Origin of the sequence: Rhizobium sp. WYCCWR10014 (assembly GCF_001657485.1) — a bacterium.
Taxonomy (GTDB): Bacteria; Pseudomonadota; Alphaproteobacteria; order Rhizobiales; family Rhizobiaceae; genus Rhizobium.
Genome location: NZ_LXFU01000034.1, coordinates 23,362 through 46,554, shown reverse-complemented (window position 1 = coordinate 46,554; position 23,193 = coordinate 23,362). Strand labels below are relative to the sequence as shown.

Here is a 23,193-nt window from a genome sequence, read left to right as displayed (position 1 = left end):
AAAACAGCTAGATACCGCCATCAAGTGGTCGAATGACATGCGTGAAGACGTCAGCATCTGCTGCCCTTTTTGCTGCAGCGCAGCGTGATAAACAAGATGTGAGGTCGTGCATTTCAGTCGAGTTGCCGCGAAAGTGCCGTTGACAGCTTGTAAAATATATAACATCATTTACGGCATAAATAACATAGTTCTATCACGGAAGTGCGCTTCCTGATGGAGAATTTGCAGGCCCAGGTGGTTGGAGGAGACAGCCGCCGGTCTTGTTGAGGAGGCTTCCAATGCGAATTTTCGTCCAGAGTTGCACTCTTGCAGATAGCCCGCCGGTTTCTGTTCCGGTGCGACGCAATGCTTCAGCGCGCTTGCGATCATCATCTCGCTAGCCCTCCCCATCTTGCCATTCCAAGCCAAAGGCCGTCCGGACATGAGTACCTCGCCCGATCATGCAGCATCAAAGCCGAGCAGCGGCAATCGCACGCTCCTTGTCAGCGCGGCGTTGGCGGTCATCGTCGTTGCAGCGATCGCTTTCGATACGACGGTCGTCAGGATCGGCTCCGAAAACGATGTCCGGCAGCAGGCATTCTCTCCGGAAACCTTCGGTGCCGAGCAGTTTCCGAAGATCAAGGCGAATGTCGAGGAGCGGGCCGTTGCAGCCGCCGATCTCGCCGCCGCCATTGCCGCCGACAAGAAGGCCGCGGCCGAGAAATACGGCACCGCAACGAGCACCGGACCAGTCATTCCCGTCACGCTGACCGGCGTTTTCGGCGCCCGCAAGTCGAACACCAACGACATGAAGATCGATGGGCTGCCTCCCGAGACGGTGGTCCGTGTCCAGACCGGCCCTGCGGTCAACGGCACGGACCTCCGCGATGCAACCGGCACCATCGAATTCGGCCAGTTTACCAACCAGATCCAGTATCAGGATGCCGGCTCGGCCATCAATAACGAGATGAAGAAGGCGGTTTTTGCGGGCCTGGATGCTGACGCCCTGGACGGAAAGCAGGCGACCGTCGTCGGCGTCTTCAAGCTCATCAACCCGAAGAACTGGCTCGTCACGCCAGTGAAGGTCGAGCTCAAATGAGCCAGCCGCAACGCAGCAACGGGGCGAAAGGCGAGGTCGTCCTCGCAGCCCGCAACATCGCAAAATCCTACGGCAGCGTTCACGCCCTGAAGGGAGTGAACTTCGACATCCATCGCGGCCAGGTCACAACCCTGTTCGGGGAGAATGGCGCGGGCAAGTCGACCTTGATGAAGATCCTTTCGGGTGTGGCGCAGCCAAGCTCCGGCGAGATCATTCTCGACGGCTCACCGATCAGCTTTAGCTCGTCGACCCATGCGCGCGAGTGCGGGATCTCCATCATCCATCAGGAGCTCAGCCTGGCCCCCAATCTCAGTGTCCGCGACAATATTTTCATGGGCCGGGAGATCATCAAGGGCGGTGTCGTCGACTTCGCTGAAGAGGCGCGTCAGACCCGGGCGCTCATGGAAGAGCTCGAGGAAGACATCGATCCGCTGACGCGCGTCGAGGATCTTCGCCTCGGCCAGCAGCAGATCGTCGAGATTGCACGGGCGCTGTCCGTCAATTCGCGCATTCTGATCATGGACGAGCCGACCTCGGCGCTGAGCGCGACGGAGGTGGAAGTGCTCTTCAAGGTCATCCACGACCTGACGAGCCGCGGCGTGTCGATCGTCTACATCTCGCATCATCTGGAAGAGGCGCTGCAGATCACCAATCACGCCGTCGTTCTGCGCGACGGAAACATGACAGCCTATGCCGAGCGCAAGGATATCGATCTCGAATGGATCGTCCGCAACATGGTCGGCGAGAATTTCGACCTTGGCAGCCCGCCGCAAGATCACCAGTTCGGAAACGTCTCGCTTTCCATCGAAAACCTCAGTGTCCCCGGTCCCTCCGGCGCTGCCTATAATGCAGTTGATCGTCTGTCTCTCAAGGTGCGTGCCGGCGAGATTGTCTGCATCTACGGGCTGATGGGCGCCGGGCGCACGGAACTGCTCGAGTGTATTGCCGGACGTCTGCGCGCAAGTGGCGGACAGGTTCTGCTCGAAGGACAGGACGTCAGCGGGCTCAGCATCGCCAGGCGCATTGCCAGCGGTCTCGTGCTCGTGCCCGAAGATCGCCAGCGCGACGGCCTCGTCCAGACGATGACGGTCGGCTCCAATCTGTCGCTTGCGAGTATCCGCGCCTTCACCAAAGGGCTTTTCACCTCCGGCCATCGGGAGCGCGATCTCGTCAATGACGCGATCCGGCGGGTGCATGTAAAAACCGATGGCGGTGCGGCCTCGATCGGCTCGCTCTCCGGCGGCAACCAGCAGAAGGTCGTCATCGGCAAGATGCTGGCAACCCAGCCGAAGGTCATCCTGCTCGATGAGCCAAGCCGCGGCATCGACATCGGCGCCAAGGCGGAAGTCTTCAAATTGCTCGCGGAGCGCGCCAAACAGGGATTGGCGGTCATCTATTCGACGTCCGAAGTCAATGAATGCCTGAGTATCGCACACCGCATCATCGTCATGCACCGCGGCAGGATATCGGCCGAGTTCGGCTCGGATGTCACCAAGGAAAAGATCATGGCCGCCTCCGGCGAAGCCGTTATCGCGCACTAGCCTGGATTATGGAGCACTGATTATGTCAGTCACGAACGTCACCGAAAAGAAATCAGTTTCCAGCGGGCCGAAGCGCAATACCAATATCGTGCGTCTCATCCTGGAGGGCCGGGCCTTCTTCGCGCTGATCGTCATCATCGCGGTCTTCTCGTTCCTGTCGCCCTATTACTTCACGCTGAACAACTTCCTGATCATGGCCTCGCACGTCGCTATCTTCGGCATTCTGGCGATCGGCATGCTGCTCGTTATCCTCAATGGCGGTATCGATCTGTCGGTCGGCTCGACACTGGGGCTTGCAGGTTGCATCGCCGGTTTCCTGATGCACGGCGTCACGCTCACCTACTTCGGCGTCATCCTCTATCCGCCGGTCTGGGCCGTCGTCGTCATCACATGTGCCCTCGGCGCGCTGGTCGGTGCGGTCAACGGCGTGCTGATCGCCTATCTCAAGGTGCCGGCCTTCGTCGCCTCGCTCGGCGTGCTCTACGTCGCCCGCGGTATCGCGCTCTTGATGACCAACGGCCTGACCTACAACAATCTCGGTGGCCGTCCGGAACTCGGCAATACCGGTTTCGACTGGCTCGGCTTCAACCGCCTCGCAGGCATTCCGATCGGGGTCATCGTGCTTGCGGTTCTCGCCATCATTTGCGGCATCGTGCTGAGCCGCACCGCCTTCGGCCGCTGGCTCTACGCCTCAGGCGGTAACGAGCGTGCAGCCGACCTCTCCGGCGTTCCGGTCAAGCGCGTGAAGATCATCGTCTATGTGCTTTCGGGTGTCTGTGCCGCAATCGCCGGCCTGGTCCTCTCCTCGCAGCTGACCTCGGCCGGTCCGACGGCAGGCACAACCTACGAGCTGACGGCGATCGCAGCCGTGGTCATCGGCGGCGCGGCGCTGACCGGCGGCCGCGGTACGGTTCGGGGCACCATGCTCGGCGCTTTCGTCATCGGCTTCCTTTCGGACGGCCTCGTGATCATCGGCGTCTCGGCCTACTGGCAGACAGTGTTTACCGGCGCTGTGATCGTTCTCGCAGTCCTCATGAACAGCATCCAATACGGCCGCCGGGTCAAATCGTCCTGACGGCTGAGACCGAAACTTATCCACGACGGCAAGCTGGATACCAGGAAAGCCGATTGGGGAAAGCAACGCCGGATCCCCGGCAATAACTGAACTCACGAATGGGAGAGAGACTATGTTTAAGAAAGGCATGCGCATACTTCTGGCCGCCGCGGCCGTAGCACCGCTTCTGGCAAGCTCGGCTTGGGCAGCGGGCATGATGACGATCATCGTCAACGATCCGTCGAATCCCTATTGGCTGACGGAAGGCAACGTCGCCAAGGCAACCGCCGAAAAGCTGGGCTACACGGCCTCGGTCAACGCCCACAAGGGTGACACCAATACCGAAAGCAACCTGATCGATACGGCGATCACCAACAAGTCGGTGGCGATCATCCTCGACCCGGCAAATGCCGACGGTTCCGTCGGAGCGGTCAAGAAGGCCGTTGCTGCCGGCATCCCGGTCATCCTCGTCAACGCCGAAATTAACCAGGAAGGCCTGGCGAAGGCGCAGCTTGTTTCCAACAACGCACAGGGTGCCGCCCTCGGCGCGCAGCAATGGGTCGAAGCGATCGGCGACAAGGGCAACTATGCCGAACTCTTCGGCGCGCCCTCCGACAACAACGCGGCAACGCGTTCGAATGGCTACGAGACTGTCCTTTCGCAGTATCCGGATCTGAAGAAGGTCGCCAAGGAAGTTGCCAACTGGGACCGCACCCAGGGCCACAACAAGATGCAGTCCATGCTGCAGGCCAACCCGGATATCGTCGGCGTCATCTCGGGCAATGACGAAATGGCGCTCGGTGCGATCGCCGCACTCAAGGAAGCCGGCAAGCTCGCCAATGTGAAGGTCGGCGGCTTCGACGGTTCGCCGGATGCCGTTGCTGCCATCAAGGCAGGCGAACTCCAATACACCGTCCTCCAACCGGTTGCCGTCTTCTCCGAAGAAGCCGTCAAGCAGGCCGACAACCTGATCAAGACGGGTAACACCGGTGCCAAGAGCGAAAAGCAGCTCTTCGATTGCCTGTTGATCACCAAGGACAACATCGACAAGTACACTGGCCCGTTCGTTCTGGCGCAGTAAACGGAAGAGGGCGCTCGCAAGAGCGCCCTCATTTTCATGCTGGAAGCGATGGCCGGCGGTCCAACCGACGGTTGCGTTTCACCTTTTTGCCTTGGCGCGGCAATCACTGTACGAAGCTGGGATCCATAATTCAGCGACAGGGGTGACCCGTGACACAGAAGACCAGCCGGGACGACGATCTGTTGGACCAGCTCACCAGCGACAGCCGGCAGACGCGCCAGATCGCGCGCCGCCGCATGATTGCAGAGGCCGTGATGGGTGAAGGCTCGATGCGGATTGAAGACCTGACCGACCGCTTTGGGATCAGCCTGATGACGGCTCACCGCGATGTCGATGAACTCGTCAGCCGCGGCCTCTTCAGGAAGACGCGTGGTATCGTCACGGCGGCGGCGACCAATCTGATCGAATCCAGCGACGTCTATCGCTCGAACCGTCAGTCGGCCGAAAAGAAGCTGATCGCCGAGGCGGCAATGCAATTCGTCGAACCGGGGCAGGCGATCTTTTTCGATGACTCGACCACGGTTCTTCAGATGGCGGCCCATCTGCCTTCGAAGGTGCCGGTCACCGCAATTACCAATTCCCTGACCCTGATGAATGCGCTGACGGGCCTGCACGACGTGACGCTGCTGGCACTCGGCGGCCAATATTACAATTGGTGCAATGCCTTCATGGGCCGCATGACCATCAACGAGATCAAGGCTCTCAGGGCAGACGTGGCGTTCATCTCGATGTCGGCGATCAGCGATGGCACGGTGCTGCACCAGTCCCCTGAAACAGTCGATACCAAGCGCGCCATGTTCGATTGTTCCGTAAAACGCATCCTGCTTGCCGATCATACCAAGTTCGAACGGCGTGCGCTCCACAGTTTCGCAGCACTGGATGAGTTCGACGTCGTTATCGTCGACGACAAGACCCAGCCGGTGCACATCGACCGCATGCGGTCCAGAGATATCAACGTGGTCATCGCCAAGGGCGCCGGAGGGCGCTCCTGACGGCGCGGGCCGGTTGCTCATCGTGAGGTAAATTTAAATGCCGACACTGCTCGGGATCGACAGTGGTTTGACAGTTACCAAGGCGGTCATCTTCGATATCGACGGCACGCCGCTTGCAGCCGCCCGGCGCCGCGTCACGCAGTTCATTCCGAAGGCCCGCCATATCGAGCGCGACATGGATGAATTGTGGAACGCGACGGCCGATGCCATCCGCGAAGCGATTTCCCTTAGCGGGCGACCGGCAAGCGATATAGAGGGCATTGCAGCAACCGCGCATGGAGACGGCATCTACCTGCTCGATCACGCCCAAAAGCCGCTTGGCCGGGCCATTCTCTCGCTGGACAGCCGGGCAGGGGCGATCGTCGACCGGTGGACGCAGAGCGATGTCGCCGACCTGGCGATCGAACTGACGGGGCAGATCCCGCATGTCTCCGCGCCATCGGCATTGCTTGCCTGGATCCGCGAAATGGAGCCTGAGCGCTACAAGCGCATCGGCCATTTTATCAGCTGCAAGGACTGGCTGCGGCTCTGCCTGACTGGGATCATCGGTACGGACCGCACGGAAGCCAGCACCTCCTTCACCAATGTCAAAACGCAGAACTACAGTGAGGATGCCCTGCGGCTATTTGGCTTGCAGGATCTCGTCCACGCGCTGCCGCCAGCCTCGCGCTCCGATCAGATCGTCGGACGCGTGACTCGTGGAGCCGCGCAGCTGACGGGCCTTGCCGAAGGAACGCCTGTCGTTGCCGGTCTGCACGACGTCACGGCCTCGGCGCTCGGGGCAGGGGGTTATGCCAAGGGCGTTGTCGCGGTCATTGCCGGGACCTATTCGATCAACGAGACGCTTTCGTCGGAACCGCGTGTCGACCGGCGCTGGTTCTGCCGCAACGGGATTGCACCCGGCATCTGGAACAGCATGTCGATCTCTCCGGCATCGACGGCGAACTACGACTGGTTTCTCGACACGCTCTGCGCTGCCGAACGGAACAATGGCGAGCCGCAAGGCAACTCGATCCACGCCCTGCTGGCGCCCGAGATCGACGCCGCCTTCGATCGCCCCTCGACGGCGCTCTTCCATCCCTATCTGTTCGGCTCGCCTTATGGCGCAGCGGCCAGCGCCGGCTTCTTCGGGCTCGGTGGATGGCACGACCGCGGCGACATGCTGCGCGCCGTGCTTGAGGGCATCGCTTTCAATCATCGCATCCACGTCGACGCGCTTCGAGACGGCTTTGCCTTCGATCAGGCCCGGCTCGCCGGTGGCGTCTCGCGCAATCCTGCCGTGGTGCAGATGTTTGCCGATGTGCTTGGAATGCCGGTCACGGTAACCGAGACGGATGAGGCGGCCGCCTGGGGTGCTGCGCTTTGTGCCGGGTCGGGCGCCGGTGTCTTCGCCGATCCGCAGAGCGATCCGCGCGACACGGCCGCTATCGCGAAGACTTGCCGGCCGGATGCGGCGCGCAGCGCGGATTATGAAAAGCGTTACCAGGTATTCCGCGACATTGCCGACGCGATGATCCCCCTTTGGCCGAAGATTGCCGCGCTTGCGCCGGAGCAATCGGCAAACTGAAAAAACAAATGCCTGCTGCGGCGGGCGATTTAGGACGATGAGCATGACCCCCGATTTGCAGAACCGCTTCTCGAACCTCGGCGAGAGTGATATCGACGTTTTGATCATCGGGGCGGGGATCAACGGCGCCGGCCTGTTCCGCGACCTCTCGCTACAGGGTGTCAATTGCCTGATCGTCGACAAGGCCGACTTTGGCTCCGGCACGAGCGCCGCACCATCGCGGCTCATTCACGGCGGCCTGAAATATCTGGAAACGGGCGAGTTCGGACTGGTTGCGCAGTCGACGCTTGAGCGCAACCTCCTGCTCAAGAATGCGCCGCATTGCGTCGAACCGCTGCCGACCTTCATTCCGGTCTTTTCCTGGACGCGCGGCATCTGGGCAGCGATCCGGACGCTCTTCGGGTCGAAGACGGCGCCACGCAGCCGTGGCGCGGTTCTCATCAAGATCGGGCTTCGGCTCTACGACTTCTTCGGTTCGCGCGACCAGGTCATGCCGCGCCACCGGCTGATCCTGAAGAAACAGGCGCGCAAGGAAATGCCGCACATTACCCCCGCCATCGTCGCCGGCGGCATCTATTACGACGCCAAGATCAGCAGGCCGGAGCGGCTCGTCTATGAGCTCGTGCGTGATGGTCTCGATGCGAATGCGAGGAGCCTCGCGGCAAATTTCGCGACACTGGCTGCCGCTTCAGAAGGGCGTTTGACCTTCCGGCAGCCCGATGGTGGCGAGTTCAGCGTCGCTCCCAAGCTGGTCGTCAATGCCGCAGGTCCCTGGATCGATCACGTCAACACTTTGCTCGGCGCTCCATCCCGGCTGATCGGCGGCACGAAGGGCTCCCATATCCTGCTTGACCATCCCGAATTGGTGCGAAGCCTCAACGGCCACATGATCTATTTCGAGGCCGACGACGGCCGCATCTGCCTGGTCTACGACTATCTAGGGTTGGCACTGGTCGGGTCGACCGACATTCCTGCAGGTGATCCGGACAATGTCTCCTGCGAGGAGCCGGAAACGGAGTATTTCCTCGAAAGCATCCGCTCGCTGCTGCCGACGCTTCGCTTCGATCGCGATCAGATCGTTTACAGCTATAGCGGCATCCGCCCGCTGCCGGCATCGGATGCGACCGCACCTGGGCTGATCAGCCGCGACCACTCCGCGCCGGTAAAGGAACCAGAGAACGGCAGACCTTTTCCGGTCATTTCGCTGGTCGGAGGCAAGTGGACGACGTTCCGCGGCTTTGCGGAAGAGGTCGCCGACACCGTTCTCTCCCGGCTGGAACGCGGCCGCAGCCAGTCGACACGCTATCTGGCGATCGGCGGTGGCAAAGCCTTTCCGGCTGATGCTGAGCAGCGTAACGCCTGGATCGGCGATGCCGCGGCGCGTAGCGGCGTTGCTGCCGAGCGTGCCGACGAACTGCTTGGCCGCTACGGCACGACGGCTGTGGCCCTGCTCTCTTCCCCTTCAAGCCATTCCGACGAACAGCGCCTGACGGGTGCGCCGCATTACAGTCTCCGCGAGATCGACTGGATCGCCCGGAACGAGCTCGTCGTCCACCTGTCGGACATCGTGATGCGTCGTACGACGCTTGCGATCGAGGGCCGGTTGACGCTGGAAGGCCTGCAGGAAATCGCCGGCGTTGCCGGTGCAGCGCTCGGCTGGAATGGCGAACGGACGGCAAGCGAAATCCAGGAGGTTGTCAGCCAGCTGAGCCGTTTCCACGGCCAAACTCTGAAGGGCAAGCCTGCCGCCGAGCCGGAAAAGGCACCGCGCCCGGCATCGGGCTAACCCAGTTTCAGGAGAAAGCCGGATCGAGGGAACCGGACTTGTAACGCTTCGCCATTTCCGAAACGGGAAGGGGCTTGATGCGACCGGCCATACCGGCGGTGCCGAACTGTTCGAAGCGCTCCTTGCAAAGCTTGGTCAGCGCCGTCATTGCCGGCTTCAGATATTTGCGCGGGTCGAACTCGCTTGGGTCCTCCTGCAGCACGCGGCGGATCTGACCGGTCATCGCCATTCTGCCGTCGGTGTCGATATTGACCTTACGCACGCCGTTCTTGATGCCGCGCTGGATTTCCTCGACCGGCACTCCCCATGTCGGCTTCATCTGACCGCCATATTTGTTGATGATCTCCTGCAGCTCGATCGGGACCGAGGACGAGCCATGCATGACAAGATGCGTGTTCGGGAGCTTACGGTGAATTTCTTCGATGACGTTCATCGCCAGCACCGAACCGTCCGGCTTGCGGGTGAACTTGTAGGCGCCATGCGATGTGCCCATCGCGATGGCAAGCGCATCGACCTTGGTTTCGCGCACGAATTTTACGGCTTCGTCCGGATCGGTCAGCAGTTGGTCATGCGAAAGCTTGCCCTCGGCGCCGTGGCCATCCTCGGCCTCGCCCATGCCGGTCTCCAGAGAACCGAGAACGCCGAGTTCGCCTTCAACCGAGATGCCACCGAAATGCGCCATATCGGTCACTATCCTGGTGACGCCGACATTATAGGCCCAGTCGGCGGGCGTCTTGGCGTCCGCCTTCAGCGAACCATCCATCATCACCGAGGTGAAGCCCGCCTGGATCGCCGTCATGCAGTTGGACGGATCGTTGCCGTGATCGAGATGCACGCAGACCGGAATATGAGGATAGATTTCGACGACGGCATCCATCATGTGCTTCAGCATGACGTCATGGGCATAGGCGCGGGCTCCGCGCGACGCCTGCATGATAACCGGCGCCTGACACGCGTCGGCGGCCTCCATGATGGCGAGCGCCTGCTCCATGTTGTTGATGTTGAAAGCGGGAACGCCGTAGCCTTCCTCCGCAGCATGGTCGAGCAGTTGCCTCAGCGTAATGCGTGCCATCCAAGATTCCCCCATATTGATGGTCGATCGAAACGCCGCCATCTCTTCGAAACTAGAGCCCGGGCGTGAGCCGTTCAAGCATCTTATTTTAATAGGCAAAATGGCATAGGAGAAGGAATGTAACAAGCGGCAATAACAATATCACAGACAGCGTGATATGTTCTCAAGAGCCATTATGCATCCACGAGCCGAATGAATTCAGTGCATGTGCTGAAGAGATGAAGCGTCATCCCCCTTGTGGTGATGGCGAGAACTCTTCAGCCAAACACCCTGTGCGGCCGCTGAATCCAGAATATCTCCAAACCGGGTCAGATGAGACCGTATTGTTCCGCCTTGTTGCGCAGGAACGGCAGGCCCTTGTCCATGACCTCTTCCATATCGCGTGCAACGGGGCGCCAGACTGCCAGGCCATAGGCGACCTCGGGCGGCATATTGATGAAGCTCTCCATCGCAAGTCCGCCCTTGAAGCCGATTGCGGCGAGCGCGGCGTAGATCACATCCCACGGAATGTTGCCATAGCCCGGCGTGCCGCGATCGCTTTCGGAAAGATGGATGTACTTCAGGTGATCGCGGGCGATCAGGATGCCGTTTGCCGCACCCTTCTCCTCGATATTCATGTGGTAGGTATCGAGATGGACGAAGACATTGTCCGCACCGACACGTTCCACCATGTCGACGGCCTGCTGCGCCGAGTTGATCAGGTGGTTCTCATAGCGGTTCACGGCCTCGACGCCGAGCTGGATGCCGTATTTCCTGGCATGTTTTGCCGCTGCGTCGAGCACCTTGGCAATGTTGTCGTATTCGCCCTTAGTCGGCGGCACGCCGGTGCGCTCGCCGATGCCGCCGAAGATGACGCCGGACAGGGCCTCGGCGTTCATTTCTGCGGTCTTTTCGATCGCAACCTTCAGGTGCTCGATTGCCGCATCCGGGCGGGTCGAGGCCCAGGCATGTTCCGGCAGGCCAAGCGAGCAGACGGCGCGCAGCTTGTTCTTTTCAAGCAGGTCGCGGGTATGTTTGGCATCGACGGCAGGCGCGTTGAGCAGCGCGATCTCGATGAAATCCATCTTGTAGTGCACGGCTCCGGCAATCGCCTTCTCGGCGCCTGCGCGATCCCAGTTCATGGTCCACATGCTGGTGTGAACGCCGAAACCTTCCATAGTCGTATCTCCTATTTCACGATTCTGAAGAACTTGGCCGAGAGCCACCGCAGCACCATCACGACGATGAGCAGGATGCCCCAGACGGCAGTGGTGAGGTGCTGGTTGGCGCCGAGCAGATTGAGCCCCGAAGAGAGAAGCTGCAGCACGATGAGCGCCACGAAAACGGGCAGGACGCGGCCGAAGCCGCCGAAAGGATTGATGCCGCCGAGGAAGCAGGCGAGCACGGTGATCAGCAGATAGGATTCGCCATGGCCGATACGCACCGAATTGAAGCGCGCGAGCATAATGATGCCGGCAACCGCAGCCATCACGCCGGAAAGCATGTAGACCAGCACCAGGACCTTGCGGGTGTTGATGCCGGAATAGCGGGCAGACTCGATATTGGAGCCGATCATGTAGGTGGAAAAGCCGAGCTTGGAGCGCGAAAGCAGAACGTGGCTGGCGATCACGCAGGCGATCAGGATCAACAAAGGTACCGGGATGCCGAGGATGCTGCCGTGGCCGATCGGAGCGATGAAGGTGGGGAAGCCCGAGATATCGCCGCCGCGTGTCAGGAACTCGCCGAGGCCGCGCAGGAAGATCATCATCGATAGCGAAACGAGGATCGGATGGGCGCGGGTAAAGGCGATGACCAGGCCCATGATCAGGCCGCTCGCCGCGCCGACGGCAAGCGCCAGAGCCGAGCCGAGAAGAAAGGCGCCCGGGCCGGCATCGATGCCGCCATTGGCCTGCAGCGTCCAGGCGAGCGTCAGGCCGGCGATGTTGGCGGTGAAGGTGATCGCAAGGTTGAGGCCGCCGGTGAGGATCGGCATCAGCATGGCAAGCGTCAGAACGCCGAGCTCGGGAAGCTGAAAGGCAACCGATCCGAAGGTCGCGACCGTCAGGAAATGCGGCGAGGCGAAACCGAAGACGATAAGCACTGCCGCTAGCGCGGCGAGGGGACCGGCCATGTCGGCCCCGAAGATGGCGTTGAAGCGGGCGGCGAGCGCGTTCATCAGCTCTCTCCCCTGTCTGCAGGCCTGTCACCGGTCGATTTCCGGGTCGCAAACACCGGCACCAGATTGCCGATGCGGGCGCTCGACAAGGTGATCGCTACGAGGATGATCGCGCCGACGATCATCTTGAAGGCGAAGGGCGAGACACCCATCAGGTTGAGGCCGTTCTGAGTGATCGAGACGAGCAGCACGCCCAGCACGCAACCGAGCACCGAGCCCTTGCCGCCGCCCAGCCGCGCCCCCCCGAGCACCACGGCAGCCAGGACATCGAGCTCACGGCCATAAAGTGCGTTCGGCACGACTTCCTGCGCATAATGCGCCTGCATGAGCCCGGCGATGCCTGCCATCAATCCAAGCCAGCCGAAGGCGATGAACTGCATGGCGCCGATATTGATGCCGAAGCGGCGCGCGCCTTCTGGATTGTCGCCGAAGGCATAGAGCTGCCGGCCGGTCGTCGTGCGGGTAATGAAGAACCAGGTGGCGAGCGTGCAAACGGCCATGACCACAACAGGCAAGGTGATCTCAGCCCAGCTCCCATCGGCCATTTCGCGCTCGTAGATGATGACGCGGCTCGTCAGCCAGTCGGGCAGATTGTAGATCGACACGCCCTTGGTGCAGAACATCAGCAGGCCGAAATAGACGTTGAAGGTCGCGATCGTCGCGACGATCGAGATGATCCGGAAGCGGTGGATCAGGAAGGCGTTGATCATGCCGAGCACGATGCCGATGCCGGCCGCAATCAGGATGCCGGATACCCATCCGCCGCCGCCGATCCTCTCAAGCGCAAGTGCAGTGACATATTGTACGATCGAGGCGGCGACGGCGAAGGAGATGTCGATCCCGCCTGATATCAGCACCACGAGCAGGCCGACGGCAAAGATGATGTTGACCGCACTGATATTGAGCAGGTCGAACCCATTGCCGAGCGTGAAGAAGCGGTCGGTCGCAAAAGCGAGAACAATACTCATCGCGATGATGACGGCAAACAGCACGAATTCCGTCGTATAGGCCAGGAACAGCTTACGCATAGACCGCCGCCTCCAGGTCCTTCAGTGTGGTCGCGCGGGGATCGTGCCAGCCGGCGATCCGGCCCTTTTCCATATGGACGATCCGATCGGCGTTGAAATAGACCTCCGGCACCTCGTCCGAGATGAGGATGATCGCCAGCCCCGCCTCGGCGAGGCGAGCAACGATTTCGAAGATGCCGGCGCGCGCGCCGACATCGACGCCGACCGTGGGCGCATCGAGGATCAACACCTTAGGATCGGTGGCGAGCCATTTGGCGATCGCGACGCGCTGCTGGTTGCCGCCCGATAGTGTCGAGATCGCATCGTCCTGCTTGCCAATCCTGATGCCGAGATCGGCGATCCAGCGCGCGACCAGCGAGCGCTTCTTTTCCGGCGAAATGAGCCGGCCACTCAGGATACGGTTAAGCGAGGCCATGACCAGATTGTCGGCGATGGATTGCGGCTGGTTGAGACCGAGCGAAAGCCGGTCTTCGGAGAGATAGGCGATGCCTGATGTGATCGCCTCGCGGTTGGAGGCAAAGCGCACCGGCTTTCCTTCCAACACGATCATTCCGGAGGCGGGCCGGCGCATGCCGAACAGCGTCAGCGCAAGTTCGGTGCGCCCGGAGCCGAGCAGGCCGGTGATCCCGAGCGTCTCCCCACGGCGCAGATCGAAGGAGATGTCTTCGAACTCGCCCGTCCGGGAAAGCTTGCTGACAGAAAGCAGGACCGGGTTCTGCGATACGTCGCGGGCGAGTACATTCTGGTCGAAGGTGCGCCCGGTCATCAGCTCGGTGATCTTAGACTGGGTCATGCCCTCCACCGGATAGACCCCGACCAGCGCGCCATCGCGCAGCACCGTGATGCGCGAGGAGATTTCCAGCACTTCCGCAAGACGATGGCTGACGAAGACCACGGCAACGCCCGAGGCCGACAGCGTGCGCACGATCGCCAGCAGATGATCGGTTTCCGACTGGGTGAGCGAGGCGGTCGGCTCATCCATGAAAACGATCCGGGCCTCTCCGACCAGCGCGCGGGCAATGGCGACGATCTGGCGCTGGGAGATGGCGAAGTCCTTTAGGGGTCTGTCGACCTCGAGGGTGACGCCGAGCCGGGCGAGTGCTTCCTCGGCTATTCCGCGGATCGCGGCATAGTTGACGAAGCGCGGTCGCGAACCGGAAAGGGTCTGGAAAGCGATGTTTTCCGCCACGCTCATTTCCGGAAAGAGCGCGAGGTCCTGCCAGATGATCTGGATGCCGCGGGACTGGGCCATGGCAGGCGTCATGAGGGATATCGTCTCACCATCGAAGACGATCTCGGCGCCGTCTGCAGGCCGATAGACGCCGGAGATCACCTTGATCAACGTGCTCTTGCCGGATCCATTCTCGCCGGCGAGGCAATGCACTTCGCCGGGCAAGACTTCGAAGGAGACGTTTTTGAGCGCCTTCACACCGCCGAATGTCATGTTGATGCCGCGAAGCGAAAGAAGCGGCTGGGCCTTCACACCATCATCCGTTGCCGTGCTCATGCCGGTTGCCTGTCCAGTCGAATGCCATGAAAGATCAATGGTCCGGCCATGGCCGGATACCGCTCTCTTTCCCGAACGCCGGGCCGGTCGACGTGGACCGGCCCGACACCCGGGGAGGGGGCCTCTTCAGAGGCCCATTGCGGCCAGGTCGTCGACCGTATCCTTGTTGATCGGCAGCAGCTGATCGACGATGATGTCGTTACCAACAGGCTTGATCACGCCGAGACCCGGAATGTCATCACCTTCCTTGACGCTTTCGCCCTTGATCAGGCGATCGGCGAGCGTGACAAAGACTTCACCGGCCTGCTTCGGGTTCCACATGAAGCCGCCCGATATCGCATCGGACTTGATCAGCTTCTGGCCCTGGCCTGGCGAGAACGGGCCGAGCACGAAAATCTTGCCCGTCTTGCGGCGTTCCTCGATAGCGCGCCCAGCGCCGATCGGACCCTGGCTGCCGAAGGCGAGGAAGCCCGTCAGATCCGGATGGGCAGCGATGAGGTCGAGCGCCGTCGAGCGGCTCTTGTCGACATCTTCTGCGACGCCATAGCGCTCGCCGACGAGTTTCATGTCCGGGTAATTCGCCTTGATATAAGCGATTGCGGCATCCGCCCAGGCATTGTGCAGCGGAACGGTCAGCGAGCCGACGAAGACGGCATATTCGCCCTTGCCGCCCATCTTTTCGGCGAGCAGCTTGCCATGCGCCTCACCAAAACCGGTCGCCGATGCAAGTTCGAAATTCCAGTCGGCGCCCTTTTGCGAGGGCGATTCATGCGTGATGACCTTGATGCCCGCGGCCTGCGCCTTGGTGAGCACGGGCTCGAGCACCTTGGCATCGTTCGGCACCACGCCGATGACCTTGACGCCCTGGGCAATCAGATCCTCGATGGCGCGCACCTGCAGCGCCGGGTCGGCGCTTGTCGGGCCGATCATGAAGGCATCGACGCCTAATTTCTTGCCCTGTTCCTTGATGCCGGCTTCCATCGCATTGAACCAGGGAATGCCGCCGATCTTGACGACAACGCCGACCTTCGGCGCGTCCTGCGCAAACGCGACCACCGCCCCGGCAAGCGACAGCGATGCGGCAAATGCCGCTACGATAAGGCTCCTCATCCTCACTCCTCCTCAAAGGTCGCTCATACGAACGACGACCACCGGCCGGTTTGCGGCAGGTTGTTCCTGGTTGCTTCTTGGCGAGGGAATACCCTTGCCTCCCATCCCGCCTCCTCCGGCGAACCATCTTTGCACAATCGATCTTTCTTTTTTGCACAATCGATGGTGCAATGACTATCGATCAAGGTAGGGCTTTCGTCAAGAGGGGTTTGTTTCTAAGGGAAGCGACAAAGGAAAGGCGAGATATGACCGACATCGGCAAGAAGAAGGCGACGATCTACGATCTTTCGATGCTATCGGGTGCGTCGCCTTCCACCGTGAGCGCCGTGCTGAACGGAAGCTGGCGGAAGCGGCGTATCAAGGAGGCGACGGCGCAGCTCATTCAGAAGCTGGCGAATGAGCATGGCTATACGGCAAACCTGCAGGCCCGTGGCCTGCGTTCGTCCCGCTCCGGTCTCGTCGGTCTTCTGCTGCCGGTGCACGACAACCGCTATTTCTCCTCCATGGCGCAGTCTTTCGAGGCGCAGGTCAGAAGCCGCGGCCAGTGCCCTCTCGTCGTCAGCGCCTGTCGCGATCCGGAGGAGGAGCGCAAGGTCGTCGAGACGCTGATCTCCTACTCGATCGACGAGCTTTTCATCGCCGGCGCAACCGATCCGGATGGCGTGCACAAGGTTTGCGAAAAGGCAGGGCTTAAGCACGTCAACATCGATCTGCCGGGCACGCTGGCGCCGTCGATCATCAGCGACAATCATGAAGGTGCGCGCATGCTGACGCAGGCGATCATCGAGCGCGCGCAGGAGGATGGACCGCTTTCACCCGACGATCTGTATCTGTTCGGCGGCCGCAACGACCATGCCAGCCATGAGCGAATTCGCGGTTTCCGCGACGTAAAGCGCGCAGTGCTGGGCGCGGATCCAGACATCTGCATCCAGCCGACCGGCTATTCCCCCGCCATGACTGCCCGCGCCTTCGAAGCCTTCTATGAAGGCCACGGAAAGCTGCCGCGCGCATTCTTCGTCAATTCCTCGATCAACCTCGAAGGCCTGATGCGCTTCCTCGCCCTGCACCCGCATGAGACCTTCGCCGACATCATCGTCGGCTGCTACGACTACGATCCCTTCGGCTCCTTCCTCCCGTTCCCCGTCTTCATGATCCGGCAGGACAGCGAAACGATGATCACCAAAGGGTTTGCGATCCTCGATGCGGACCGCCGCCCGCCAATCACGCATCTGGTGCGGCCGACACTCGTGCCACCGCGCACGGCGCTGACCGGCCCGCTCGATGCGCTGAAAGATATCGAGTAATGCGTCCCGCCTCGTTGGAAATGCTGGGCTGACGGAGCAACAGACTCTTTGATGCCGATCGCGTTGGCATCGACAACTGCCTTATCGGATCTAGCTTTCTGTGATGCGGCGATCTTCATCGGAGCCGACGGAGAGCTGCTTCCAGTCCAGATCCTCCTGCAGCTCGAGATATTGCGTCGCGCCGATCTGATCTGTGTCGCGCAATTCCTCTAGGCGCTGGCGCTGGGCAAGAACGGCGGCGATCGTCAGGTGCCGGCGGCGATCGAGCGGCGAGGTCTCGTTTGCATCGGTTGATGCGGTCCAATGATCCTTGCAGATCGTCCGGATCGCCTCTGCCTCGGTGCCACCTTCCTTCTCAAGCCGCTGAAAGGCAGCTTCGGCGAGCGATCTTCGGGCCGCCTTGAGTTCGTCGCGGACTTCTGCCTGCCGACCGAGTTTCAGGAAATGGATCATCGGTGCCAAGGTCGCCCCTTGAATGACCAGGGTCGCGAGCACCACCGTGAAGGCCGTGAGCACGACCAGGTCTCGCTCGGGAAAGTCGGCGGGGAGTGCGAAGGCCGTCGCCAGCGTAACGAGGCCGCGCATACCGGCCCAACCGACCAGCAAGGTTTCCCCGGATGTGAAAGGCGCCAGTTCATGGCCGTTTCGGTGGCGAGACGCGACGACGGCGTGAAGCAGGAATGCCATCGCCATGCGCGCCAGGATGACGCCGACCACCACGATGGCGGCAAATCCCATCGCCCGCTGAAGCTCGTCAACCGACATCGCCTCGAGGATGCGACGAGCCTGCAGCCCCATCAGCAGGAAAGCCACCACGTTCAACAGGAAGACGACCGTTGTCCAGACTGCGAAGGAATGCACCCGCATCCGTGGCGAATCCTCGACCGAAGAAAGGGTAGCGATGGTCATTGCGCTCGCCACGGTGGCAAGGACAGCCGACAAGTGAAGATGCTCGGCGATCAACCAGGTTGAAAAAGCGTAGACGAATTGAAACAGGGTCCCGCCGACCGTATTTTCGGTTATCGGTCGGAGCCGTGAGACGACAAAGCCGAAGGCAATGCCGAACAGGATTCCTCCGGGTGCGGCAAACCCTACCTGAAGCGCCGTCCCGGCATCCAGCCCACCCCGCGCCTGGACAGTGAGCGCGGCGCCGAAAAGCAGCAGCGCGGTCGCGTCGTTGAACAGGCTTTCTCCCTTGAGCAGGGCATCCACACGGCGGGCAACGGGCAAATTGGAAAGGACTGCCGTGGCGGCTGCGGCATCGGGCGGCGCAACGATTGCGCCCAGCGTGACCGCGACCGCAATCGGAAGCCCGACAGTCAGCATGCTGATCGACACGACCACGCCTGTCGTAACGAGAACGGCGACGACGGCATAGAAGAACAGCGGCAGCAGCATGCGCCGCGCCGACCCGACCGGGAAATCATAGGCCGAGTCGACAAGAACGGGGGCGATGAACAAGGCGAGCGCTGTCGGTGGATCGATCGGGATCGCGGGCGCGCCGGGCAGCATCGCCACGGCGACGCCGGCGGCAGCCAGAATGCCAGGGTAGGGCAGGCGCGTGCGACGCGTCACCTGCAGCAACAGGATGGCAACCGCCAGCAATGCGACAAGTGTTTCGAAGAAAGTCATTTCAGCATACTAGCAGGCTTTCGGGCACATTGAAGCGGGTGCAGCCCCGATGTAAAGCTTGTGTCGTATCAAGCTGCTGACGCAGCGGCGGAGGGCGACGATGGACTACGAGGTTGCGATTGTCGGCGCTGGCGCGGCCGGTATTGCAGCAGCAAAAGGGCTGGCCGATGCCGGCCGCTCGGTCGTCATCCTGGAGGCCAGCGATCGCGTGGGCGGACGAGCCTGGACAATCGAGCTGGCCGGAATGCCGCTGGATATGGGTTGCGGCTGGCTGCATTCTGCCGAGCGCAATCCTCTCGTCGCCATTGGCCGTGCGGCCGGGTTCAATATCGAGCGCGGGCCGACGGCGTGGCAAGGCCAGTGGCGCGATCTCGGCTTCACACAGGATGAGCGCGCGGCGGCGGCGGCGGCTTGGAACGCACTTAAGAAGCGGATGCGGGCCAGCCCCCCCGCGAGCGACAGGGCGTCAGACGCGCTGGAGCCCGGCGGCAAATGGAACGCCTACTGCCAGTCCTTAAGCGGATATCTGAACGGCGCACCGCTCGATCGATTGTCGATCACTGACTTTCTTGCCTACGACAATGCGGCGACCGACGCCAATTGGCGGGTGCACGAAGGCTATGGAAGTCTGATCAGCGCGGCCGTTCCGAATGTGGCCTTGCGCCTTTCGACGCCCGTTCGACGCGTGGCAATGACCGCAAACGGCATCCGAGTGGAGACCGACCGCGGTCCTGTTACATCAGGTGCCGCAATCATCACGGCATCGACCACCGTTCTGGCCCACGGAGCCATTGTCTTCGATCCGGGGGCCGACGATCACCTCCATGCCGCAAGTCAGCTGCCGCTTGGCCTCGCAGACAAGCTGTTTTTGGAACTCCATGGCAATCATGGTCTCGAGCCGGAAACCCATCTGCTCGGCAACCCGCAAAATGCCGAGACCGGCAGCTATTATATCCGGCCGCTCGGCCGGCCAATCATCGAAGGCTTCTTTGGCGGAAACGGCGCTGTCGTCATCGAACGCGCGGGTTTGGTGGACGCATTCGCCTTCGCACTCGACCAGCTGTCATCGCTGCTCGGCAGCAACATTCGCCGCCACTTGCGGCCCCTGGCAGCCTCTTCCTGGTGTCGCACCGATTGGATAGGCGGCTCCTATAGCCATGCTCTGCCCGGCCATGCAGAGGCACGCGCAGTCCTGGCGCGACCGGTCGGCGACCGGCTGTTTTTCGCCGGCGAGGCGACACACCAGTCCGACTTTTCGACCGCGCATGGCGCATGGGAAAGCGGGTTGCGGGCCGCCGACCAGGCTGCAGCTGTTCTACCACCCTCATGATATAGAAGGGTGCATCTCGTGACCCTCAACGCGCCGATACCACTGGCCGACCATCACCAGCTGGCAGAATTTCATGATTGCCCGGTTCGGATGTTTATGTGGAACTATAGATCGTTATGCTGACAGTGTCGGCATTTCGTCGTGCTATCTAAGGTTCAGTTTAGCCGAAACTGCCAGGGCCATTGCCCGCCGACTGACCCCAAGTTTGGAAAACACGTTCTTGAGGTGGAATTTCACCGTCGGCTCGGAAAGCCCGAGCGCGCGGGCGATTTCCTTGTTGCTCTTGCCTTCGTGTAGGCAGAGCAGGACCTGTTGCTCGCGTTGACTGAGAAGACTTTTGCCGCCGGCAAGAGGACCCTTGATCCGGCGGCCGTTATCGGCCGGTTTGCCGAAGACGCTTCTTTCACCCTGGCCAATTATGCGACCGATGAAGTCGACGGCATCGGCACTGAAGACCTTCAGGCCGAAACGACGCACGATCGCCCGCACGACCGTGGAGAATTCGAGCCCCTCGTCCTCGAAAATCTGGGTTACCTCGTGCGAGCGAGCACGCGCGATCGCAAACTGGAAATATTCGAGCGCCTGGGCATGCCGGCCGTCGTTCCAGGCGGCAACCGTTGCCAGTATTTCCGCCGCCAGCAGGTGATAACCGCTGCCGTTCGCGCGGCTTCGCGCCATCACGATCTCCAGATTGGCGAGCCCTTCGCCCGGTCGTCCCTGGGCTTTGAGAAGGCGCGCTTGCGCGACAAGGAAATCGCTTTCCTCGCGCCATGTCCAGAAGTGCCCGAGTTCGGGATCGCGCAACGACGAAGCCAGCCGCTCGGCTAGAAGCACCGCCGATTCAATCAGGCCGGTCTTCGAGAAGATATCGACGCGCATGATGTCGGCCGCAATCTTCAGGCGCGGAAGGGCGCGTTCGACGGCGACCTCTTCCGCCTTGTCGATCGCTGCCACTGCCGTATCGAGACCGCTCAACCGCAGCCGGCTGCGGGCCAGCAGCGAAAACATCCGGGAATAGATATCGACCCAACCTTCGCCCTGAGCCACGGCATTGACCACCTCGCCAAGGCTCTTCTCGACCAGAGCGATCTCACCCTGGAGATAGAGAACATCTGCCGTCGCCACGCGGCAGATCGCTTCGAGATTGACGTCGGTCCACTGCGCGCTTTGGATCAGGTCCTGCGCCTCCCGGCAGAAAGTCAGCGCCGCCGAGAAGTTGCCGGCGAGCGTATTGACCAGCCCCAGATGGATGAGCATGAAGATCTGGGCATAGGCCGTCTTTTCCTCGCGATAATAGGCCAATGCCTTCAAGGCACTCAGCCGGGCAAGGTCGAGATTGCCGCGCCTGGTATAGGCGATGCACAGATGGTTGTAGATCCAGCCGAGCTCCCAGGTCGATTGCGGCGAGAAACCTGACGCCATTCGTTCGAGATGCAGAATCTGCGCATCGTCGAGATGAAGATCTTCATAGATATCGACCAGCCCGTCGATGTGATCGAGCGTCGATGCCTCGATCGTCAGGAACTCGTCGCCATGCAAGGCCCGACCCTGCTTGATCGCTTCCATCCGCTCGCGAGCCGCCTTGATGTGCCCCTTCTTCGCGAGGACGAGCACGTAGCACAATGACAGGCTCGGAGATTCGTGGATGACGCCGGCGGGCAGGTCGTCGATCAGATGTTCGAGCACTGTGTGGCCGGCGCGGATGAAGAGATTGACGCCGCCGGCCTGCCGGATCGTCTGTGCTGCGAGCGAAAAGTTGCCGGCGCGCGCCGCATGCGAAACGGCCCTTTCCAGGAATCCGCGCTCGGCAAACCAGATCGCCGCAATGGAGTGCAACGTTGCCTCGTCGGTCTGGGGATCACCGGCAAGCTCGGTCGTCAGGCACTTCCGCACGATCGGATTAAGCCTATACCAGGCCGCACCGGTCTGGCTCTTTTCGATCAGCGGGCTCATATCCTCGAGCAGCCGAAGGTCATCTGCCTGCAGATCGGTGCCGGAGAGATGGCTTGCCAGCTCCAACGGGAATTCCTCCAGGATCGAGGTGACGCGCAGCGCTCGGCGAAGCGCCGGCGACAGCGGACGCAGGATGGCTTCGTCGATATGGCGGAAAAGGTCGGGATGCTCTCCTGCCAGCAGCCTGTTGCGCTGGTCTATACCGCCGCACTCCATCACGCCGAGCGCGATCTGCGTCAAGGCCGGCCATCCGCGGGTGGCGCGTACGAAATTTGCGACATCGCCAGTGTTGATGTTGCGTGGAAACAGGCTGCGGATCTCGTTGCGGCTGAAGGCGAGGTCGACGGCGTTGATCTCTGTTACGAGCCCGCGCACCCTGAGCCGGGCGAGCGGCAGCTGCAGCTTCTGCTGCGACGCGCAGACGATCCTCAGATTGTCGGGGGCACCTAAGAAAAATCCGTCGAGGAAAGCCTGCACGTCAGGTGAGGAAGCAATATCGAGCTCGTCGATAAACAGGATTGCGCCGCTTTCCCGGTCGGCGACGATGTCGAACAGTTCCCCCAAAGAAGCGGGAGGCCGTGGGGTGTGGATGCCGAGCGCCAGGAAAAGATCGGCCAGCAGTTCGGCAGGCCGGCAATGCGAGGGGTCCAACGTGATCCAGCCGCAATGACCGACGCCGCCATCGAACAGCGACTGAAAATAATCGGAGCCGGACGTGACTGCCTCATATCCTGCCTTGAGCAGCGCAGTCTTGCCGAAGCCAGACGGTGCATGGACGACGACGATTTGGCGCGCCAGACCGTCACGGATCTTCGAAAGGGGAAAGGGACGGTCGATGGCCGTGAACAGCATGCGCGGCGGGCGAAAACGGGAAGCTAGCGTCTTCGGTTCACGCCCGCCGGGGCGGGTTGCAGTTTTGCCTTCGGAACGACTGTGATGCATCCAAAAACGCCTCGCTCATTCGACCATCCTGACTTGCGAGCTTCAAGAAGCATATCCCGTG

General features: G+C 61.4%; 18 protein-coding genes. 9 read left to right on the top strand and 9 right to left on the bottom strand.

What is annotated here, in order from left to right; genetic code table 11:
• Nucleotides 1–168 precede the first annotated feature (168 nt).
• On the bottom strand, nucleotides 169–372 hold the full coding sequence (locus A6U98_RS14005) for a hypothetical protein (protein ID WP_245304530.1): 204 nt from the start codon (nucleotides 370–372) through the stop codon (nucleotides 169–171).
• 49 nt (nucleotides 373–421) lie between these two features.
• Here A6U98_RS14005 and A6U98_RS14000 point away from each other — a divergent pair, with 49 nt between their 5' ends.
• From A6U98_RS14000 to A6U98_RS13970, 7 genes are all read left to right on the top strand, one after another.
• Nucleotides 422–1,078 (top strand): DUF2291 domain-containing protein, encoded by a 657-nt coding sequence (locus tag A6U98_RS14000; protein WP_064650792.1) that lies wholly within the window; start codon nucleotides 422–424, stop codon nucleotides 1,076–1,078.
• Nucleotides 1,075–2,619, top strand: a complete 1,545-nt coding sequence (locus A6U98_RS13995) for a sugar ABC transporter ATP-binding protein (protein WP_064650670.1) — start codon at nucleotides 1,075–1,077, stop codon at nucleotides 2,617–2,619. Before A6U98_RS14000 ends, A6U98_RS13995 begins: the two co-directional genes overlap by 4 nt.
• A 22-nt stretch (nucleotides 2,620–2,641) precedes the next feature.
• Nucleotides 2,642–3,694, top strand: a complete 1,053-nt coding sequence (locus tag A6U98_RS13990) for an ABC transporter permease (protein ID WP_003562489.1) — start codon at nucleotides 2,642–2,644, stop codon at nucleotides 3,692–3,694.
• Between the two features lie 112 nt (nucleotides 3,695–3,806).
• Nucleotides 3,807–4,754: a D-ribose ABC transporter substrate-binding protein gene (locus A6U98_RS13985; protein ID WP_003550839.1), complete on the top strand. Its 948-nt coding sequence runs from the start codon at nucleotides 3,807–3,809 to the stop codon at nucleotides 4,752–4,754.
• A 149-nt stretch (nucleotides 4,755–4,903) separates the two neighbouring features.
• On the top strand, nucleotides 4,904–5,746 hold the full coding sequence (locus A6U98_RS13980; protein ID WP_003562490.1) for a DeoR/GlpR family DNA-binding transcription regulator: 843 nt from the start codon (nucleotides 4,904–4,906) through the stop codon (nucleotides 5,744–5,746).
• 37 nt (nucleotides 5,747–5,783) lie between these two features.
• Entirely contained in the window at nucleotides 5,784–7,313 is a 1,530-nt protein-coding gene (locus tag A6U98_RS13975) for an FGGY-family carbohydrate kinase (protein WP_064650668.1), read from the top strand.
• A gap of 37 nt (nucleotides 7,314–7,350) precedes the next feature.
• Nucleotides 7,351–9,099: a glycerol-3-phosphate dehydrogenase/oxidase gene (locus A6U98_RS13970; RefSeq protein WP_064650666.1), complete on the top strand. Its 1,749-nt coding sequence runs from the start codon at nucleotides 7,351–7,353 to the stop codon at nucleotides 9,097–9,099.
• 7 nt (nucleotides 9,100–9,106) lie between these two features.
• On the opposite strand, the gene fba is transcribed toward A6U98_RS13970, so the two are convergent.
• From fba to A6U98_RS13940, 6 genes are all read right to left on the bottom strand, one after another.
• The gene (gene fba, locus A6U98_RS13965) at nucleotides 9,107–10,171 is read right to left on the bottom strand and encodes a class II fructose-bisphosphate aldolase (RefSeq protein WP_064650665.1); all 1,065 of its coding nucleotides are present in this window, start codon (nucleotides 10,169–10,171) and stop codon (nucleotides 9,107–9,109) included.
• A gap of 308 nt (nucleotides 10,172–10,479) precedes the next feature.
• Nucleotides 10,480–11,328 (bottom strand): sugar phosphate isomerase/epimerase, encoded by an 849-nt coding sequence (locus tag A6U98_RS13960; protein WP_064650663.1) that lies wholly within the window; start codon nucleotides 11,326–11,328, stop codon nucleotides 10,480–10,482.
• 11 nt (nucleotides 11,329–11,339) lie between these two features.
• Complete coding sequence (locus A6U98_RS13955) at nucleotides 11,340–12,326, bottom strand: ABC transporter permease (RefSeq protein WP_064650661.1); 987 nt, start codon at nucleotides 12,324–12,326, stop codon at nucleotides 11,340–11,342.
• Entirely contained in the window at nucleotides 12,326–13,354 is a 1,029-nt protein-coding gene (locus A6U98_RS13950) for an ABC transporter permease (RefSeq protein ID WP_064650659.1), read from the bottom strand. The genes A6U98_RS13955 and A6U98_RS13950 overlap by 1 nt, the downstream gene beginning before the upstream one ends.
• On the bottom strand, nucleotides 13,347–14,861 hold the full coding sequence (locus tag A6U98_RS13945; RefSeq protein ID WP_064650657.1) for a sugar ABC transporter ATP-binding protein: 1,515 nt from the start codon (nucleotides 14,859–14,861) through the stop codon (nucleotides 13,347–13,349). The genes A6U98_RS13950 and A6U98_RS13945 overlap by 8 nt, the downstream gene beginning before the upstream one ends.
• A gap of 126 nt (nucleotides 14,862–14,987) precedes the next feature.
• Nucleotides 14,988–15,971, bottom strand: a complete 984-nt coding sequence (locus tag A6U98_RS13940) for an autoinducer 2 ABC transporter substrate-binding protein (RefSeq protein ID WP_003550853.1) — start codon at nucleotides 15,969–15,971, stop codon at nucleotides 14,988–14,990.
• Between the two features lie 245 nt (nucleotides 15,972–16,216).
• Between A6U98_RS13940 and A6U98_RS13935 the strand changes: the two genes are divergently transcribed.
• Entirely contained in the window at nucleotides 16,217–17,275 is a 1,059-nt protein-coding gene (locus tag A6U98_RS13935) for a LacI family DNA-binding transcriptional regulator (RefSeq protein WP_064650655.1), read from the top strand.
• 90 nt (nucleotides 17,276–17,365) lie between these two features.
• On the opposite strand, the gene A6U98_RS13930 is transcribed toward A6U98_RS13935, so the two are convergent.
• Nucleotides 17,366–18,907 carry a cation:proton antiporter gene (locus A6U98_RS13930; RefSeq protein ID WP_064650653.1) on the bottom strand — a complete coding sequence of 514 codons (1,542 nt, stop codon included), beginning with the start codon at nucleotides 18,905–18,907 and terminating at the stop codon, nucleotides 17,366–17,368.
• Between the two features lie 100 nt (nucleotides 18,908–19,007).
• On the opposite strand from A6U98_RS13930, the gene A6U98_RS13925 reads away from it, so the two are divergent.
• Nucleotides 19,008–20,237 carry an NAD(P)/FAD-dependent oxidoreductase gene (locus A6U98_RS13925; RefSeq protein WP_064650651.1) on the top strand — a complete coding sequence of 410 codons (1,230 nt, stop codon included), beginning with the start codon at nucleotides 19,008–19,010 and terminating at the stop codon, nucleotides 20,235–20,237.
• 144 nt (nucleotides 20,238–20,381) lie between these two features.
• Here the strand turns inward: A6U98_RS13925 and A6U98_RS13920 are convergent, their stop codons facing one another.
• Nucleotides 20,382–23,132, bottom strand: coding sequence for a LuxR C-terminal-related transcriptional regulator (locus A6U98_RS13920; RefSeq protein ID WP_064650649.1), 2,751 nt, complete (start codon nucleotides 23,130–23,132; stop codon nucleotides 20,382–20,384).
• Nucleotides 23,133–23,193 lie beyond the last annotated feature (61 nt).